The organism is Natrinema versiforme JCM 10478 (assembly GCF_000337195.1).
Lineage (GTDB): Archaea > Halobacteriota > Halobacteria > Halobacteriales > Natrialbaceae > Natrinema > Natrinema versiforme.
Window position 1 is genome coordinate 54,958 of sequence record NZ_AOID01000036.1, and the last position, 14,876, is coordinate 69,833.

20 protein-coding genes are annotated in these 14,876 nt (G+C 63.6%); 9 read left to right on the forward strand and 11 right to left on the reverse strand.

Annotated elements, in window-relative coordinates:
• Positions 1 to 84 precede the first annotated feature (84 nt).
• From C489_RS13015 to C489_RS22210, 3 genes are all read right to left on the reverse strand, one after another.
• Positions 85 to 492: a helix-turn-helix domain-containing protein gene (locus tag C489_RS13015; RefSeq protein WP_049890843.1), complete on the reverse strand. Its 408-nt coding sequence runs from the start codon at positions 490 to 492 to the stop codon at positions 85 to 87.
• Positions 493 to 594: 102 nt separating this feature from the next.
• Entirely contained in the window at positions 595 to 1,632 is a 1,038-nt protein-coding gene (locus tag C489_RS13020; RefSeq protein WP_006431755.1) for a sulfite exporter TauE/SafE family protein, read from the reverse strand.
• Positions 1,633 to 1,779: a DUF7512 family protein gene (locus C489_RS22210; protein ID WP_169331189.1), complete on the reverse strand. Its 147-nt coding sequence runs from the start codon at positions 1,777 to 1,779 to the stop codon at positions 1,633 to 1,635.
• Positions 1,780 to 2,143: 364 nt separating this feature from the next.
• On the opposite strand from C489_RS22210, the gene C489_RS13030 reads away from it, so the two are divergent.
• The 4 genes from C489_RS13030 (at position 2,144) to C489_RS23075 (ending at position 4,632) form a co-directional block, all read left to right on the forward strand.
• Positions 2,144 to 2,989: a universal stress protein gene (locus C489_RS13030; protein WP_006431757.1), complete on the forward strand. Its 846-nt coding sequence runs from the start codon at positions 2,144 to 2,146 to the stop codon at positions 2,987 to 2,989.
• A gap of 225 nt (positions 2,990 to 3,214) precedes the next feature.
• Positions 3,215 to 3,571, forward strand: a complete 357-nt coding sequence (locus tag C489_RS13035) for an SHOCT domain-containing protein (protein ID WP_006431758.1) — start codon at positions 3,215 to 3,217, stop codon at positions 3,569 to 3,571.
• Between the two features lie 282 nt (positions 3,572 to 3,853).
• Entirely contained in the window at positions 3,854 to 4,207 is a 354-nt protein-coding gene (locus C489_RS22645; RefSeq protein WP_006431759.1) for a four-helix bundle copper-binding protein, read from the forward strand.
• Between the two features lie 101 nt (positions 4,208 to 4,308).
• The gene (locus C489_RS23075; protein WP_006431760.1) at positions 4,309 to 4,632 is read left to right on the forward strand and encodes a hypothetical protein; all 324 of its coding nucleotides are present in this window, start codon (positions 4,309 to 4,311) and stop codon (positions 4,630 to 4,632) included.
• Between the two features lie 100 nt (positions 4,633 to 4,732).
• Here C489_RS23075 and C489_RS13050 read toward each other — a convergent pair whose 3' ends face one another.
• Genes C489_RS13050 through C489_RS13065 form a run of 4 tightly spaced genes read right to left on the reverse strand, consistent with a single transcriptional unit; the run spans position 4,733 to position 7,107 of the window.
• The gene (locus tag C489_RS13050) at positions 4,733 to 5,359 is read right to left on the reverse strand and encodes a DUF1641 domain-containing protein (RefSeq protein WP_006431761.1); all 627 of its coding nucleotides are present in this window, start codon (positions 5,357 to 5,359) and stop codon (positions 4,733 to 4,735) included.
• On the reverse strand, positions 5,360 to 6,502 hold the full coding sequence (locus C489_RS13055; protein WP_006431762.1) for an NAD(P)/FAD-dependent oxidoreductase: 1,143 nt from the start codon (positions 6,500 to 6,502) through the stop codon (positions 5,360 to 5,362).
• A 1-nt stretch (position 6,503) separates the two neighbouring features.
• Complete coding sequence (locus C489_RS13060; protein WP_006431763.1) at positions 6,504 to 6,743, reverse strand: sulfurtransferase TusA family protein; 240 nt, start codon at positions 6,741 to 6,743, stop codon at positions 6,504 to 6,506.
• The gene (locus C489_RS13065) at positions 6,736 to 7,107 is read right to left on the reverse strand and encodes an SHOCT domain-containing protein (protein ID WP_006431764.1); all 372 of its coding nucleotides are present in this window, start codon (positions 7,105 to 7,107) and stop codon (positions 6,736 to 6,738) included. Before C489_RS13065 ends, C489_RS13060 begins: the two co-directional genes overlap by 8 nt.
• Before the next feature lie 352 nt (positions 7,108 to 7,459).
• On the opposite strand from C489_RS13065, the gene trxA reads away from it, so the two are divergent.
• From trxA to C489_RS13080, 3 genes are all read left to right on the forward strand, one after another.
• A complete protein-coding gene (gene trxA / locus C489_RS13070; RefSeq protein WP_006431765.1) occupies positions 7,460 to 7,900 on the forward strand; it encodes a thioredoxin in 441 nt (146 codons plus the stop codon).
• A gap of 111 nt (positions 7,901 to 8,011) precedes the next feature.
• On the forward strand, positions 8,012 to 8,551 hold the full coding sequence (locus tag C489_RS13075) for a DUF1684 domain-containing protein (protein ID WP_006431766.1): 540 nt from the start codon (positions 8,012 to 8,014) through the stop codon (positions 8,549 to 8,551).
• Between the two features lie 146 nt (positions 8,552 to 8,697).
• Positions 8,698 to 9,852 (forward strand): cobalamin-independent methionine synthase II family protein, encoded by a 1,155-nt coding sequence (locus tag C489_RS13080; protein ID WP_049890851.1) that lies wholly within the window; start codon positions 8,698 to 8,700, stop codon positions 9,850 to 9,852.
• A 476-nt stretch (positions 9,853 to 10,328) separates the two neighbouring features.
• On the opposite strand, the gene C489_RS13085 is transcribed toward C489_RS13080, so the two are convergent.
• The 4 genes from C489_RS13085 to C489_RS13100 are packed head-to-tail and all read right to left on the reverse strand — an operon-like array spanning position 10,329 to position 13,770.
• Entirely contained in the window at positions 10,329 to 11,501 is a 1,173-nt protein-coding gene (locus C489_RS13085) for an inorganic phosphate transporter (protein WP_006431769.1), read from the reverse strand.
• Between the two features lie 53 nt (positions 11,502 to 11,554).
• A complete protein-coding gene (locus C489_RS13090; protein WP_006431770.1) occupies positions 11,555 to 12,016 on the reverse strand; it encodes a YeeE/YedE family protein in 462 nt (153 codons plus the stop codon).
• Positions 12,013 to 12,570 carry a YeeE/YedE family protein gene (locus C489_RS13095; RefSeq protein WP_006431771.1) on the reverse strand — a complete coding sequence of 186 codons (558 nt, stop codon included), beginning with the start codon at positions 12,568 to 12,570 and terminating at the stop codon, positions 12,013 to 12,015. Before C489_RS13095 ends, C489_RS13090 begins: the two co-directional genes overlap by 4 nt.
• A gap of 6 nt (positions 12,571 to 12,576) precedes the next feature.
• Positions 12,577 to 13,770 carry an MBL fold metallo-hydrolase gene (locus C489_RS13100; protein WP_006431772.1) on the reverse strand — a complete coding sequence of 398 codons (1,194 nt, stop codon included), beginning with the start codon at positions 13,768 to 13,770 and terminating at the stop codon, positions 12,577 to 12,579.
• 250 nt (positions 13,771 to 14,020) lie between these two features.
• On the opposite strand from C489_RS13100, the gene C489_RS13105 reads away from it, so the two are divergent.
• Both C489_RS13105 and C489_RS13110 read left to right on the forward strand, forming a co-directional pair.
• Complete coding sequence (locus tag C489_RS13105) at positions 14,021 to 14,266, forward strand: sulfurtransferase TusA family protein (protein WP_006431773.1); 246 nt, start codon at positions 14,021 to 14,023, stop codon at positions 14,264 to 14,266.
• A gap of 2 nt (positions 14,267 to 14,268) precedes the next feature.
• Complete coding sequence (locus C489_RS13110; RefSeq protein WP_006431774.1) at positions 14,269 to 14,841, forward strand: DsrE/DsrF/DrsH-like family protein; 573 nt, start codon at positions 14,269 to 14,271, stop codon at positions 14,839 to 14,841.
• Positions 14,842 to 14,876: the final 35 nt, after the last annotated feature.

Consider the following 14,876-nt stretch of genomic DNA (forward strand, 5'->3'; position numbering starts at 1 on the left):
CTCCCGTCAGTGAAACGACCCAAAAGCGGTTCGAGGGGAGTGAGAGTACGGACGAGATCGAGGAGAGTAGCGGCCGAAAGACGACTAGCTCTGTGCGGGGATCTCGATGTCGGCCTCGGCGTGTTCGTACTTGTCCTCGAACTCTTGGATGAGCTGCCCCATCTTCGCGTACCAGTCATTGAGCTTTCGCTGCATGTCGTTCGCGATCTGGGTCGGGTCCGTCGGGTAGTAGACGTGGTAGTAGCCGCCCTGAGCGTAGTTGATCTGCTCCTTCTGGATGAATCCACTCTGGAGAAGTCGCTGGATCGATCGGTACGCGGTCGAGCGCTCGCGGTCGACCCGCTCGGCGACCTCGTCGATCGTCAGCGCTTCCTCGCTCTCAACCATCACGCGGAAACAGTCCTTATCGAGTTGCTTGAGTCCGTGAATACACTCCAAGAGCCCTTCGCACTCCATGTCCTGCTGCAGTTGTTCCGCCATTGAATTAGCCATTGTACTACTAGCCGGTAGGGACCGCGTCGGTATAAGGGTTGTGTGAATATTGTACAATCTCGATGAGCCGATATCCAAACGGGACGAGTAACGTCTACGGCGTCAGTCTGCGGACGTCGCGGACGCGTTCGACTGCGCACGCATCGTCGTGATCGTGCTGACGATCACGGCCCCACTGACCATGAACGCCGAGAGTAGGATCAAGGCAAAGCTGAGCGTATTCAGCACGTCCATCCCGAAGTAGTCGCCGGCCTGCCGGAATGCGACAGCGATCGAACCACCGACCAGCATTAGTCCGAAATAGATCTTGATGTCGTCTTCGTCAACGATGCCGGTCGCGGCCGAGCCGATCCGGGCGCCGAGCGCGCTCCCCGCAAGTAGCGGCGCGACGATTGAGAGGTCGACGCCGCCGTTGAGCCCGTAGGTGAACGCGCCGAACCCGCCCGAGAAGACGATCTCGAAGAGGTCGGTCCCGACCGCGACGGGAACCGGGACGCCGATGAGGTAGACCATCGCGGGCATCTTGACGAAACCGCCACCGACACCCAGGAAGCCCGACAACAGGCCCGTGGCGAACGCGACGGCCAAAATCAACCAGAGCGAGACCTGGATTCCGCCGGCGACCGTCATCATCGGCGGGATGCGATAGGACTGAATCCGCTTCGCGAGGGGTGGAATCGCGTCCGGGTCGAACTCCTCGTCGGCCTCGTGGTGGCCGCCACCCGAATCGCCTCCGCCGTCGTTTACGAGCGCATTTCGGGTGACGAACAGCCCGACCGCGCCCAACAGGACGACGTACGTGACGCCGATGGCACCGCTGGCGAGCCCCAGCTCCTCGAGGTAGTATACGATCCGGCTTCCTACCTCGATGCCGCTCGTCGTCCCGACGATCATCAACCCGCCGAGCTTGTAGTCGACTTGGCCGAGGTCGCGGTGTTTTAGCGTCGCGATCATTGCCGTCCCGAAAACGAAGGCCATACCGCTCCCGACGGCGACTCTGGCGGGATATCCCATCACGAGCAACGCCGGCGTGACGAGGAACGACCCGCCCATGCCGAAGAAGCCGAACAGGACACCGACCATGAAGCCGAAGCTCACGAACAGTGCGAGCGTCATCAGACCGATTCCGAATAGCTCCATCTATGCCCGTGTGATTTTCTCGACGATCGGCGTTGCGACTCGCTCGAGCGCGCCGTACCCGACATAGAGGACGATCGCCTCGAGGAGGACGGCACCGACGAGGGCGCCTGACTGTACTGCTGACGAAGACGCGGCGAGGTCGATCATCGGAATCGACCACCACCGTTCGGTTGTGTGCATCTCATGGGTTTCTGCTCAGTATCGTCTACCCGGAGGATGGATATAATGCTTTTGGGAATTGCGCACAATATTACTGCGGTCTATCTCACGGCTATCCTACGGGAATATTCGGATAACTTATGAAGATATGTGGTCCGAGCGGCGAGCCGTCCGCACAGTTCGCGCGCGATCGAAGCGACCGCGTCGTGCGGTTCTACCGATCACGTCCGTGACGTCTTACTGGCTGACGCTCACCGATGTCTGGCTCGTCGTCCGCATCGTCCGAGACCGATCAGTCGGCACCGATATTGATCACCGGTAACAATATCATGGTATCGGTCCTATGAGTAGTATGAAAGCGATCTGTGCGACCGACCTCTCCGCCGCCAGCGAGGCGACGATCGAGAGCGAGACCTGCCTCGAGTGCCTCGGCCGAATTGGCGTCGAGGAGATCCACCTCGTGACCGTGATCCCGTCGAACGTTCACGCGGGAATGCCCGGGATAGACTTCGAGAAACGTCGCGAGCGGGCGCTGGCTCGCTACCGACGCGTCATCGAAGATGCGGGCTTCGACGTCGAGTCGCACGTCGTCCGCGGCACACCCCACCGCCGAATCAACGGCATCGCCGAGGCGGTCGGCGCCAGCCTCACGGTCGTCGGCTCGCGGGGGAAGAGTCCGCTCGATAACCGCGTCATCGGATCGACTGCGCGCAACCTCGCGCGGACGACAGTCGTCCCGCTGCTGGTCAACCGGATCGAACGCGGGGCGGACGAGCCGACTGTCGTCCGCGAACACCTGTTCCAGCGGATGCTGTACGCGACGGACTTCTCGGAGAACGCCGAGCGGGCGTTCGAGGCGTTCTCGTACCTCCGTCACGCGACGCAGAGGGCGACGCTGGTCCACGTCGAGACGCCAAAGGATCCGGCGCTCCCGGAGGGTACCGATCCCGACGTACGATTAGCAGAGCTGGCGGTCGAACTCGAGGACTGGGGGATCGAGACGCGAACGGCAGTTCGGCAGGGCGATCCGGCGGACGAAATCCTCGCCGCCGAGGACGAGTACGAACCCACGACGATCCTCGTCGGCTCGCGCGGGCACAGCCGACTCCGCCGACTGTTGCTCGGGAGCGTCTCCGAGGACATCGTCGCACGGGCGGACGGGAACGTCATGCTGATCCCGCCGGACCGAACGGCCTGATCGACGGTCCGAAACGTCGTCTCGCGGGGATCGTCGTAGTACCTCTCCTCGAGAGCGATGCGGACGACCTGATCTATCGATCCGCATCCGAACTCGTCGAATCTGCCGCTCGAGCGTGACCCCCGAGAATCGATAGCGGCCCTTAACGCGGACGGACTGATGGACCGTTCCAAGTAATCGATATCCCCCATATCGTTCAATACTCCGGCGATCGAATGCCAACGTATGGCAACCGACGAGTCATTGATTCGGACGCTACTGATCGTGATCGCCGCGATTCTGCTCCTTCCAGTGCTTATGATGGCGCTCGCGATGCCCATGATGGGCGTCTGGGGCGGCGGCCACATGTGGAACGGCGCGATGTGGGGCGGCACCGGCCCGGTGTGGATGTGGCTTCTCATGTCGATTATTCCATTGTTGGTAGTCATCGGCCTTGGATACCTCCTGTACAGCGCGATTCGGGGGTCTAGTAGCCGACGGACGGATCCCGCTATCGAGGAGTTGAGGGCCGCCTATGCCCGCGGTGACCTAACGGACGAGGAGTTCGAGGAGCGCCGCGAACGCTTGCGTCGAGAGCGATAGTGGCGGGTCGGGGCGTGTTCGATCACGTCTCCTGATCAGCCGCCGCGGGCAGAGTGAGCGAAAACGTCGCCCCCTCGAGTACTCCTTGTCACCTAGACTGCCTTGGGAATGTTAAAATACTCGTTGCCCGTGGATCACGGCTACTCGCGCTCGAGGTATCTTCTTCTTCTTCTTCCTGTGCCTTCCGGTTCGACTGGAGCTACCGGTCAGTACAGAGTATTCAGTGAACGGTTGCCAATTCCAGCCCATGCTTTACGCCGTAGGTTGGTGGAACAGTGAGTGATGGCGTTAACTCAAATCGACCACGTCGGCGAGAACGACCAGATGGCAGAGTGCATCGACAACTGTTTCGAAGCCGCTCAAGCGTGTGAATGGTGTGCTGATGAATGTGCTGGTGAAGGCGAAGGAATGGCCAAGTGTCTTCGTCTCTGCCGGGATGTTGCCGACCTCACGACGATGCACGCACGCTTCATGGTGCGGAACTCGAACTACAGTCCGCAACTTGCGGAAGCCTGTGCTGGTGCATGTGAAGAGTGTGCAGAGGAATGCGAACAACATGACGAGGAACACTGTCAGGTCTGTGCTGACGTGCTTCGAGAGTGTGCCGAGTCCTGTCGGGAGATGGTATCGGCGTAGAACCTGCGACCAATCCTGTCCGTCCACAACCCCTTCCGTTTTCGCTACTAGCGTATTGTCGGCATCATCATACCCCTGTCCGATGCTAGAAATCATACGCCATGGCTCGTAAGACAGCGCCACCCTCCCGAGAGGAGATCGAAGAACGCATTCAACAGGTCGGTAGGTACTCCCGTGTAGTCCGTATTGGATTGTTCATCATACTAACTGCGTTTCTGTTAGCCGTTGTTGTCGTCCTTCCCGCAAATCTCGGTAGTCCATCAGAGGCAATCGAGTCGATACTTATGCCGCTCACGTTTGTCGGACTGGGTACCATCCTGTACGGAATCGGAATGCATCTTCACTTGATGCATTTGAACCTCGTCCGCCAGTTACAGCCTGAGCCGACGGATGATAAACGGTCAGCTCCTGACTCAAATGACTGATTTCGAACGAAACGCGGAATCGAGCGTATCCAGTTCGCGTCCAGTATGATCGTGTCGTTCAGTGAACCCCCAGCCTAGGAATTCACGAACGACTGGACAGTTATCGCGTCGTCCGCCCCATTGCCTTCGCGAGCGAGAGCAGAAAGCCCAGTCCGGCCTTAACGTCCGGATCGCGCAGCGCTTTCGCGACGCCGATCGGACCAACGGGGTCCGCCGGTTCGGAACCGGCCTCGCCGACCGCCTCGAGCAGGCCCTCGAGCGTCCGGGCCACGTCGTCGTCGGTCGCGGTGTTGGCGACCTCGCCGAGGCGCGTCCCGGTCGCCGCGAAGTCGGTCACCATCTCGTCGTCCATCGCATTCGACGCGAGCGCGAGCAGGTCCGCCATCGCCAGCAGGTCGTCGAGCGTGCCCGACCGCTGCAGGCGGGCGAGCGTCTCGATTGCGTCGGCCAACTCGTCGGCGTTCTCGCCGGTTGCCTCGCCGAGCCGCGCGGCCTCGGGCGTCGCCAGTCCGTCGGCTGCAGCGCCGAGGTTCGTCGCCGTCCCGGCCACATCCTCGACCATCCGGTCGTCCATCGCGGCGGTCGCGAGGTCCGCGGTATCGAGCAGTTCGTTGACGGCCCCGAGGCGCTCGAGGAATCGAGCGACCTCGTCGGGGTTGTCGGCGACGAGGTCCTCGAGCGTTGCTGCGTCCTCGGCGGATTCCGACGTGGGTTCTGATTCGGACATCTACAGCAACCCCCGTGCGGTGAGCCAGTAGGACTCGTTGTAGCCGAGCTTCGCCAAGTGGAGCGGCTTCGACGGCTCGCGGACGTAGGGCTCCTCGCCGTAGGTGAACTCGATGAACGTCGCCTCGTCCATGCCGGCCTCGAGGAAGCAGACGGTCTTCCCGTCGTAGGTCGCCGTCGGCGTTTCACCGCGGGCACGGCTAGCGATCCGATCGGCGACGACGCCGGCCTCGTAGTGGGCGACGCTACCGGCCTTGCTCGTCGGAACGTCCGCGACATCGCCGATCGCGTAGACGTCCTCGGCCGCCGTCGCCTCGAGCGTGTGCCTGTCGACGTCGACCCAGCCGTCCTCGCCCAGCCCTGCGTCGGTCACGAGATCGCTGCCCCGGTGGGGCGGGATCGCCACGAGCAGGTCGTACTCGAGTTCGTTGCCTTCGACGGTCTGGATGACCTCCGCGTCCGGATCAACCTCGTCGACGTTGAAGAACGTCTCGAGGGTGATATCGCGCTCCTCGAACAGGTCGGTCGCCCAGTCGGCGACCGATTCGAGGCCGTGGGCGCGGTTGATCGGGTACGTGTAGGTGATCTTGACGTCCTCGCGTCGGCCCCGTTCGCGGAGCCAGGCGTCGACCATCAGCGGGAACTCGACGGGCGCCGCCGGACACATGTGCGGGACGCCGACGACGCTCAGGACGAGGTGACCCTCGGTGAAGTCGGCGAGTTCGTCCCGGAGCCGCTCGGCGCCGTCTGGGCCGTAGAAGTGGTGGGCGCCCTCCGCGAGTCCCGGGACGGCCTCGGGCTCGAGGTTCGCACCGGTCGCCAGCACGAGCTGGTCGTAGCGTAGGGAGGTCGTCCGGTCGGCCAGCGAGAGCCGGTTCCGGTCCGTACTGACGTCGGTGACTTCGTCGATCGTCAGGGTGACGCGACGGTCGACCAGTTCCTCGATCGGCCGTTTCGCGTCGTCGACCGTCTTCTTCCCGAAGGGCACGTACAGGAACGTCGGCTTGTAGACGTGGTTCGGATCGGCCGTGATCAGCCGGACCTCGACCTCGCCGTCCTCGATCTCCGTCTGTAGTTCGCTCGCGAGTTGGTTCGCGAGGACCGTACCGCCCGTTCCGCCGCCGACGATGGCGATTCGGTGCATTTCAGTTGACCTCCAGGTAGATACTCCTGTAGTCGTCGCGCTCTTCGATCTCGACCAAGTCGTGGCCGGCCTCTTCGAGCCACTCCGGAACGTCCATCGTAGAGTTGCGCTCGGTGGTCTGGAGTTTGACCACGGTTCCCGAGTCGAGATTCTTCACCTTCCCGATGAGGTCCATCAACGGGCCGGGACACGATGCGTCTCGCGAATCGATCGTCACGTCTGAGTTGTGTGCGTCAGTCATTGGTCTGGGGTCGCAGGTTGCCTCGTCGTCGCTCGAACTCCTCGTCCGAGAGCTCACCGCGTGCGTATCGCTCGCGGAGTTCCTCAAGCGCGCGGTCGGGTCGGTCAGCGAGGTCGGTACGATCGATTCTGTCACCCCGGCGCCGACCACCGGCCCAGACGATCAGTAGGGCCAGCAGGCCGAGCAGGACGATCGGCCAGAGGAACGTCCAGCCGCCGAAGGCTCCCCAGCCGCCCATCGATCCACCGGCACCGCCGCCGTGGGGCTGCGCGGACGCCGTCGCGGTCGCGGCGACGAGGAGGGCGACGCCGAGGGCCGTCGCTCGGCTCGCATACCGTCCGATCGTTTCGTGTGGGTCGGTCATCGTTCGATCACACTTGGAGAGTAGTATTGTATAGTAATGCCACCATCGTAAAAACCACATGTGCAGGAATAGGCGATAAATATATCCCGGCGACCGGCCTCAAGCGGTTTCCCGCTCACCGAATCGGCCCGTATCGGATCCGCGGTGAGCGACCGCATCGGGCAACCTCTCCCAACATGGTCCGTGTCGGGAAGAGTAGTAACCGCCTCGTTCGGGGCTGCTCGGGACGACCGCCGCAAACATCGATCAGCCGGTCACGTCGCCGCAGCGAGGAAGCCAGGACACTCCGCCGCCACAATATTGCTCATAATACACAAAATCGTTATAATCGTGGAGCCCGTACTCTCGTCCGATGAGCGAGTCCATCGACGACGAACGCCAACGGATCCGCGAGCAGAAGAAACGAGAGCTGCAGGAACGCCTCGAGAACGGTGGGGGTTTCGACGCGTCCGACGCCGACGAGGAGGGCGATACGCCCGACGAACCGATTGCGATCACGGGTCAGGGTCATCTCGACGAGGTCGTCGCGGCGCACGACGTGGTCCTCGTGGACTGCTACGCCGACTGGTGTGGCCCCTGCCAGATGATGGAGCCGATGATCGAGGCCCTCGCCGCGGAGACCGACGCCGCGGTCGCGAAGGTCGACGTCGACCGCCACCAGCAGATCGCCCAGCAACTGGGCGCTCGCGGCGTTCCGACGCTCGTCCTCTACGCCGACGGCCAGCCGGTCGAGCGCACGGTCGGCGCTCAGGACCGCGCGACCCTCGAGGGACTGATCGAGCAACACGCATAGCGAAGCGCCAACCCGGCTCACGGCGGGCGATAGCGACCACCAGAACAGCGCACCCGGTCCGACTCCCGACGCGGGACCGGCGACGCGACCGCGACACACTGACGTTCACCCATGTCCACTGACTGGAGACGAACGATCGAAACGCAACGGGAAGAGAAAGACCGGTACTTCGGCGACGATCCGCACTCGCCGATCCCAGACGCGGAACGCGAGTCGTTCGACGGCCTCGAGTACTACCCGGTCGACGAGGACTACCGGTTCGAACTCCCGCTGGACGAGTACGACGATCCCGAACGAGTCACCGTCGGGACGAGCACGGACGGCGAGCAGGAGTACCTGCGCTGGGGCGAGTTCCGCTTTCCCGTCGGCGGCGAGGACGTCGCGCTCCAGGCCTACAAATCGGACCCGGACGACGAACGGCTCTGGGTCCCGTTCCGGGACGCGACCAGCGGCGACGAGACCTACGGGGCCGGTCGGTACCTCGACCTCGAGGACGACGGTCACCGAACGGACGACGGAAACTGGATCCTCGACTTCAACGAGGCGTACAACCCGACGTGCGCCTACTCCGATCGGTACGAGTGTCCGCTCCCGCCGACGGAAAACTGGCTCGAGGTCCCGATCGAGGCCGGCGAAAAGGCGTATCACTGACGACGGTTCCGGACTGATCCGGTACCCGACGGAATTTCGCCGTTTTCGAACGACGGAGACGCTATCGAACCGTCGTGACCGCCGTCGATCGTGAGAATATCACCAGTTATATTATCTGCTGGAACTATTACTCACAAGAGTACCCAATGACGACCACCGACGACCGAATCCGTACGACGCACATCGGGAGCCTCCCGCGCCCGCCGGCGCTTCTCGACCTCCTCGAGGCGCGGCAGAACGACGAACCGGTCGACGAGGACGAGTGGAACGAAACCGTCGCGGAGGCCACGCGGGACGTCGTCGAGCGACAGGCCGAGGTCGGACTCGACGTCGTTAACAACGGCGAGCAGTCGCGGGTCTCGTTCAACTGGTACGTCGCCGATCGGTTGAGCGGTATCGACGGGAAGCGCGAACAGGAACTCTGGGCGGACCTCCAGGAGTTCCCCGAGTACGCCGAGGAGACGTTCAAGACGGACGTCATCGATCTCTCGATGCAGCCCGTCGTCGACGGCCCCATCGAGTACACCGGCCGCGCGGAGGCCGAGGACGAACTCGAGGCGTTCCGAGACGCGCTCGCGACCGTCGACGCCGACTTCGAGGGGACGTTCGTGACCTCGGCGTCGCCGAGCATCGTCGCGACCACGCACGTTAACGAGTACTACGACACCTACGAGGAGTACCTCTTCGCCGTCGCGGACGCGATGCAGACGGAGTACGAACTGGTCGCCGAGACCGGGATGACCCTCCAGATCGACGCGCCCGAACTGCTCACCATCGGCCAAACGGCTACCTACGCGGACGAACCGCTCGAGGACGTCAAGGATGCGACGCGCCTCCACGTCGAGGCGCTCAACGAGGCCCTCGAGAATGTTCCGGAAGAGCAGGTCCGTCTCCACACCTGCTGGGGGAGCTACGAGGGTCCCCATCACCTCGACGCGGACCTCGTCGACCTCCTGCCGGAGATTTACGAGGCCGACATCACTGGACTGAGCGTCGAACAGGCCAACCCCCGCCACCAGCACGAGTACCGCGCGTTCGCCGAACAGCCGCTTCCCGACGACTGGACGCTGATGCCCGGCGTCATCGACGTCAAGACGAACATTATCGACCATCCGGAGACGATCGCGGACCGCCTCGAGCGCGTCGCCGACGCAGTCGACGAATCAACGCCGATCGTCGCCGCGCCCGACTGCGGCTTCGGTACGCAGGCCGGCCTCGGCATGGTCGACCCCGAGATCGCGTGGGCCAAACTCGAGGCGCTCGTCGAGGGCGCCGAGATCGCGACCGAGCGCCTCTACTGACCGACCACCGGCGACGACCGTCGTAGCGCGGGACTCGCGAGACCATTACGGACAGTCGCGCTCGCCGAACGAGTCCGACTCCGATCCCTGGTCGGCGACCCGTGTCTCGCCTGACTGGAGTGCAACAAGCATCGCTCGTCCACCGTAGCCGTGGATCTCGTCGTGACCGCGAACAAGACACACGAGACATCGTCAGGCACTTTACCGCACTCGGAACGAGTGAACGGCTGTTCGGAGTGGGGGTGTGTCAGGTCACGCCAACCGAGGAGCGTCCCGTCGAGGCGCTCGACTTGTCACCAGTTCGCGTAACCGTCCTCGCTGTCGTCGTTCGTCTATCGCGTCGTCGCGTCGAACCGGCCATCGATCGGCCGATTGCTACCGTAGCTTCTCGAAAGCGTATAGGCAACCCGCTATTCCGACCGAGATTCGATCGAAAACGGACGGTGATCGAAGAAGGGCGAACGCGTCCTGCAGCTTCAGAGGTCCAGAAGAAGCATCGACCCGTAGCCGAGACCGAACGCGAGTATGAACGATCCGACCCAGGCGGCGACGGTGAGTCCCAGCTTTCGCGGACTGACGCCGGCTCCGCCAGCGACCGCGGCCCCGCTGCCGACGATGGCACTCACGATGATCTCGTTGAACGAGACCGGCACCCCCAGCAGGACCGCGCTCTGTGCGATGAGAAACGAGGGGACGAGCGTCGCAATCGAGCGACGCGGCCCCAGCGACGCGTACTCCTGGGAGATTGACTTGATCATTCGCGGGGCGCCCGTCCACGAGCCAACGAGGATTCCGACGCCGCCGCCGAGCAGGACCACGATCGGCGACACCGTCGGCAGTTCCTCAAGTAGCGGGAACAGCGGTCCGACGGCCAGACCGACCTGACTCGCGCCCGCCGAGAACGCCACGAGCGCGCCCAGCGAGAGGAGGAACCGGCGCAGACCGCCGGCCTCGTCGCGACTGACGTCCCAGCGGACGACGGCCGCAGCGACGGCTCCGAAACCCAGCGAGACTGCGACCGTGGCGGCGGTACCGTCGAACGGAATCGCGGTGGCGCCGCCGGCGGCGAGCGTTCCGCCAACCGATGCGAGGAATGCGAACTCGAGGTTCGCGACGACCGTGCCGACGATTCCAGCGAGGAAGGGAACGCTGACGTCCTCGGGAACGTCCGGTCGCGGAAGAACACTCGCGATACCGTATGCGATGCCCCCGCCGATGAACGGTGTAAGGACCCAGACCGCGCTGATTTCGGCGTACTTCCCCCAGGCCGGATCGCCGCCGAGTGAGAGGCCGACGCCGACAACCGACCCGGTCACGGTGAATGCGGTCGCGATCGGATACCCCGTGTAGATCCCGATCGCCATCAGCCCGGCACCGATCAGCAGGACGACGATGACGCCGCTGACCGGGAGGCTAATCCCGTCGACGAGGCCGCTACCGACGGCTTCGGAGACACTTCCGCCCTGCGTCACCGCGCCGGCGAAGCCGAGGATGCCGACGAGAAACGCCGCGCGCATCGTCGAGATCGCGTTCGCGCCGACGGCCGGTGCGAACGGGGTCGCGCCGCTCGAGCCGGCGCCGATCACCCACGCCATGAACAGGCTCGCGAGAGCGGCGGCTGCGAACAGTAGTATCGTTCCCGGATCCATTAGTGTACGAAATGCTGCTGTTTCAGTTTGTGAAACACGAACTGTAAACGGCGTTAGTCGGCACCCGCCGGGGCCGTGTCGGCCGCGGCGCGCTTGCTTCGCCAGACTCCCTGCAGGTACGCGCCGGCGAACATGCCGGCGAGTGCCCACAGGATGGAGACGTTGCCGACCCCGAGGCTGGCGTAGGCGGCGCCGGGACAGATGCCCGAGAGGCCCCACCCGACGCCGAAGATCGCCCCGCCGATCAGGACGTTTCGGTCGAAGGGCTTCAGCCGGCGTTCGTACCGATCGCCCGTCAGTGGCGCGCTGTCCCGTATCCGGGGCAGCACGGCGAAGGCAATCCCGGAGACGATCGCCGCGCCGAACATGACGAACAGCAGTCCGAAGTCCTCGAACTGCAGGAAGTTCAGCACGACCTCCGGACGCGCCATCTGGCTGAACCCGAGCCCAAACCCGAAGATCAGGCCGCCGACGAGGATCAGCGGCATGAACAGTGGGTGGCGGGCCTCGCTCATGGCGATACCCCCAGTGCCGCGACGATCTGTGCGGTCACGATCGCGACCGTCAGGAACGTCGCCACGCCGACGAGCGAGGTCTTCGACGCCGAACCGACGCCGCAGACCCCGTGGCCAGACGTACACCCTTTGCCGATTCGGGTGCCGATTCCGACGAACACGCCGCCGAGCAGCAGCCGCCAGGCCTGCACGTCGGTCGACCAGAGCGTCACGCCGCCGACCTCGTACAGTTCGCCGGTCGTCCCGGGCTCGTAGAGCGAGGTCGTTATCACTCCGGACTGGACCGTCGCCGCGAACGCTAGCCCGCCCAGAACGATGCCGAGCGTGAACACGACGCGCCAGTCTCGAGACGAGACGTACTGTTGGAACCGCGACTGCCCGGAGACATACGACAGCGTCGACTCGAGGAACGTGCTCGCCCCGGCTGCGATGCCGGTCCCGACGTAGATCACGACCGCGCCGAGACCGACGAGTAACCCGCCGACTGCGTAGCGGCTGATCCCGTTGGGGAACAGCTCGGCGGTCAGCTGGAGCGGGACTGGATCGGGTATCATCGGGCGTTAGTCATCGGCGAGCGATCCCTGGCTCGCGGCGCAGTTGTTCGGGCCGAGCTCGAGTTCGAACGCCTCCTCGTCGTCGGCGTCCTGCTGACCGAGGTTCGTCGGAATGATGTCCTCGTAGTTGGCCGGCCGGGGCGGCATGTCCGAGAGGATCAGTTCGACGAACTCGTCTTCGTCCATCGTCAGGGCGTCCATCTCCTCGGTGAGCTGGCCGATCAGGGCCGTGTAGGTGCCGTCGTCGGCAGGCACGGCGGAGTCGCTGAAGTGCGCGCCCCCGACGAGCGTGTCGTCGGACAGGGTCAGTACGCGCTCTTGCAGCGTCTCGTACAGCTGCCGTGCGGCGTCTTCCGCGCCCTCGTCGCCTTCCTCTAAGTCAGGGCGGGCGACGCTCTCGACGAACAGGCCGTCGCCGGTCGCGAGCAGCGAGTCGTCGATCAGGTACGAGGTCATCCCGGAGGTGTGACCGGGCGTGTAGACGGTCTCGATCGTCGCGTCGCCGACCCGGAACTCGTCGCCGTCCGCTGCGAGGGTCATCTCGTCGGCGTACGTGACGCCGCGGTCGACCGACGGCTCGGGGATGACGCCCGCGACGCCTTCGTCGTCGAGCTCGCGGATGCCGGAGATGTGATCCGCGTGGACGTGCGTGTCGATGGCGTACGTCAGATCGGCATCGAGTTCATCGGCGTCCTCGAGGTACCGATCCGTGAACGCGCGCAGCGGATCGATCACGGCCGCCTCGTCGCCGTCGACGACGAGGTAGCCGAGACAGCCGCTCGAGGGGCGCTGGTACTGATAGAGCGTCCCGGCGCCCTCGTAGCGCTCGACGTCGACGCGCTCGTAGATGCGCGCCCAGCCGTTCATCCCGTCCTCAAGGTGGTCGACGTCGTAGCCGCGCTCTGCGAGCGTGCCCGCGACGTACTCGCTGGCGCCGCCTTTCGCACACAGGACGGTCACTTCGCGGTCGTCAGGGATTCGATCGAGGACGTCGTCGTCGATCTCGTCCTCGAGGAATTCGAAGTACGGGACGTTGATCGACGTGACGTTCTCACCGTCGATGCGCCACTCCTCATAGTCGGACTGCATGCGCGCGTCGAGGAGCGTGATATCCTCGCCGGCGTCGATGCGGTCCTTGAGTGATTCCGGGTCGATCGATTCCACGGCAACGTCCGGAGTCGGAAAGTCGTCAGCGTTCATGTTGTGCGGTCGGTTCTACCGGCTAGACGTATAAAAGCATTTGCATAGTAAATCCTATTCTGAACAATACTATTGGACAATACCGCCCTATTGATATCGACTAAGCCCTGTAAGTTGGCGCATCGTAGCCCTATAGCCGATATAACGCGATTCGCGGTTGTTTGTAGTTAGCACAAGAATCGACAATCTTTTACTTGGGTAGTGGGTATTGTGAGGTAGCTCCAATACAGACTATCGGAGCAGAGAAATCATGAGTGCTGAATTCGACATAACGGAGACGCTCGACGTGAAGGGTGCATCGTGTCCCATGCCAGTGGTGAAAACGAAGTCCGCCATCGACGATCTCGCCGCGGGTGAGATCCTCGAAGTGCTGGCGACCGATTCGGGGAGCATGAGCGACATCGACGGATGGGCTTCCGGTACCGACGGCGTCGAACTCGTCGATCAGGAAGAGGGCGACGACGTGTACAAACACTACGTCCGCAAGACGGAGTGACGATGAGTACGGATACACCCAACGCGTCGCCCGACGACGCGCCCTCGCGTGCGGAGCTGGCCGCGCGCGTCGACGAACTCGAGGAGGCGCTCGCCGAGGCCACCAGCGAGGACGACACTAAGAAGATGAGCATCATCGCGACGAAGGGAACGCTTGACATGGCGTACCCGCCGCTCATCCTCGCCAGCACCGCCGCTGCGTTCGGCTACGATGTGACCGTCTTCCACACGTTCTGGGGGCTGGACATCCTCCACGAGGAGCGCTCGAAGAACCTCAAGCTCAGTTCCGTCGGGAACCCCAACATGCCCGTGCCGAACGCCGTCGCCGCGCTCCCCGGTATGGACCGTGTGACGACGAGGATGATGGAAAAGAAAATCGAGGACAACGACACCGCGTCCATTGAGGAACTCATCGAGACGAGCCTCGAGATGGGCGTGGAGTTCCAGGCCTGCCAGATGACCATCGACCTCATGGACTACGACGAGGACGACTTCTACGACGGCGTCACCACGGGCGTCGGCGCAGCGACGGCCCTCCAGGACATGGCCGACTCCGACATCCAACTCCTCGTTTGATCGATCGATGACCTGTCTCTTATACACATCTCTGA

Coding starts and splice junctions, on each gene's coding strand:
- C489_RS13110 (WP_006431774.1), top strand. CDS start 14,269: ATGAGTACGGATACACCCAACGCGTCGCCCGACGACGCGCCCTCGCGT.
- C489_RS13060 (WP_006431763.1), bottom strand. CDS start 6,743: ATGACTGACGCACACAACTCAGACGTGACGATCGATTCGCGAGACGCA.
- C489_RS13090 (WP_006431770.1), bottom strand. CDS start 12,016: ATGAGCGAGGCCCGCCACCCACTGTTCATGCCGCTGATCCTCGTCGGC.
- C489_RS13030 (WP_006431757.1), top strand. CDS start 2,144: ATGAAAGCGATCTGTGCGACCGACCTCTCCGCCGCCAGCGAGGCGACG.
- C489_RS13075 (WP_006431766.1), top strand. CDS start 8,012: ATGTCCACTGACTGGAGACGAACGATCGAAACGCAACGGGAAGAGAAA.
- C489_RS13065 (WP_006431764.1), bottom strand. CDS start 7,107: ATGACCGACCCACACGAAACGATCGGACGGTATGCGAGCCGAGCGACG.
- C489_RS13100 (WP_006431772.1), bottom strand. CDS start 13,770: ATGAACGCTGACGACTTTCCGACTCCGGACGTTGCCGTGGAATCGATC.
- C489_RS13055 (WP_006431762.1), bottom strand. CDS start 6,502: ATGCACCGAATCGCCATCGTCGGCGGCGGAACGGGCGGTACGGTCCTC.
- C489_RS13095 (WP_006431771.1), bottom strand. CDS start 12,570: ATGATACCCGATCCAGTCCCGCTCCAGCTGACCGCCGAGCTGTTCCCC.
- C489_RS22645 (WP_006431759.1), top strand. CDS start 3,854: ATGGCGTTAACTCAAATCGACCACGTCGGCGAGAACGACCAGATGGCA.
- C489_RS23075 (WP_006431760.1), top strand. CDS start 4,309: ATGGCTCGTAAGACAGCGCCACCCTCCCGAGAGGAGATCGAAGAACGC.
- C489_RS13050 (WP_006431761.1), bottom strand. CDS start 5,359: ATGTCCGAATCAGAACCCACGTCGGAATCCGCCGAGGACGCAGCAACG.
- C489_RS13015 (WP_049890843.1), bottom strand. CDS start 492: ATGGCTAATTCAATGGCGGAACAACTGCAGCAGGACATGGAGTGCGAA.
- C489_RS13105 (WP_006431773.1), top strand. CDS start 14,021: ATGAGTGCTGAATTCGACATAACGGAGACGCTCGACGTGAAGGGTGCA.
- C489_RS13085 (WP_006431769.1), bottom strand. CDS start 11,501: ATGGATCCGGGAACGATACTACTGTTCGCAGCCGCCGCTCTCGCGAGC.
- C489_RS13080 (WP_049890851.1), top strand. CDS start 8,698: ATGACGACCACCGACGACCGAATCCGTACGACGCACATCGGGAGCCTC.
- C489_RS13020 (WP_006431755.1), bottom strand. CDS start 1,632: ATGGAGCTATTCGGAATCGGTCTGATGACGCTCGCACTGTTCGTGAGC.
- C489_RS13035 (WP_006431758.1), top strand. CDS start 3,215: ATGGCAACCGACGAGTCATTGATTCGGACGCTACTGATCGTGATCGCC.
- C489_RS22210 (WP_169331189.1), bottom strand. CDS start 1,779: ATGATCGACCTCGCCGCGTCTTCGTCAGCAGTACAGTCAGGCGCCCTC.
- trxA (WP_006431765.1), top strand. CDS start 7,460: ATGAGCGAGTCCATCGACGACGAACGCCAACGGATCCGCGAGCAGAAG.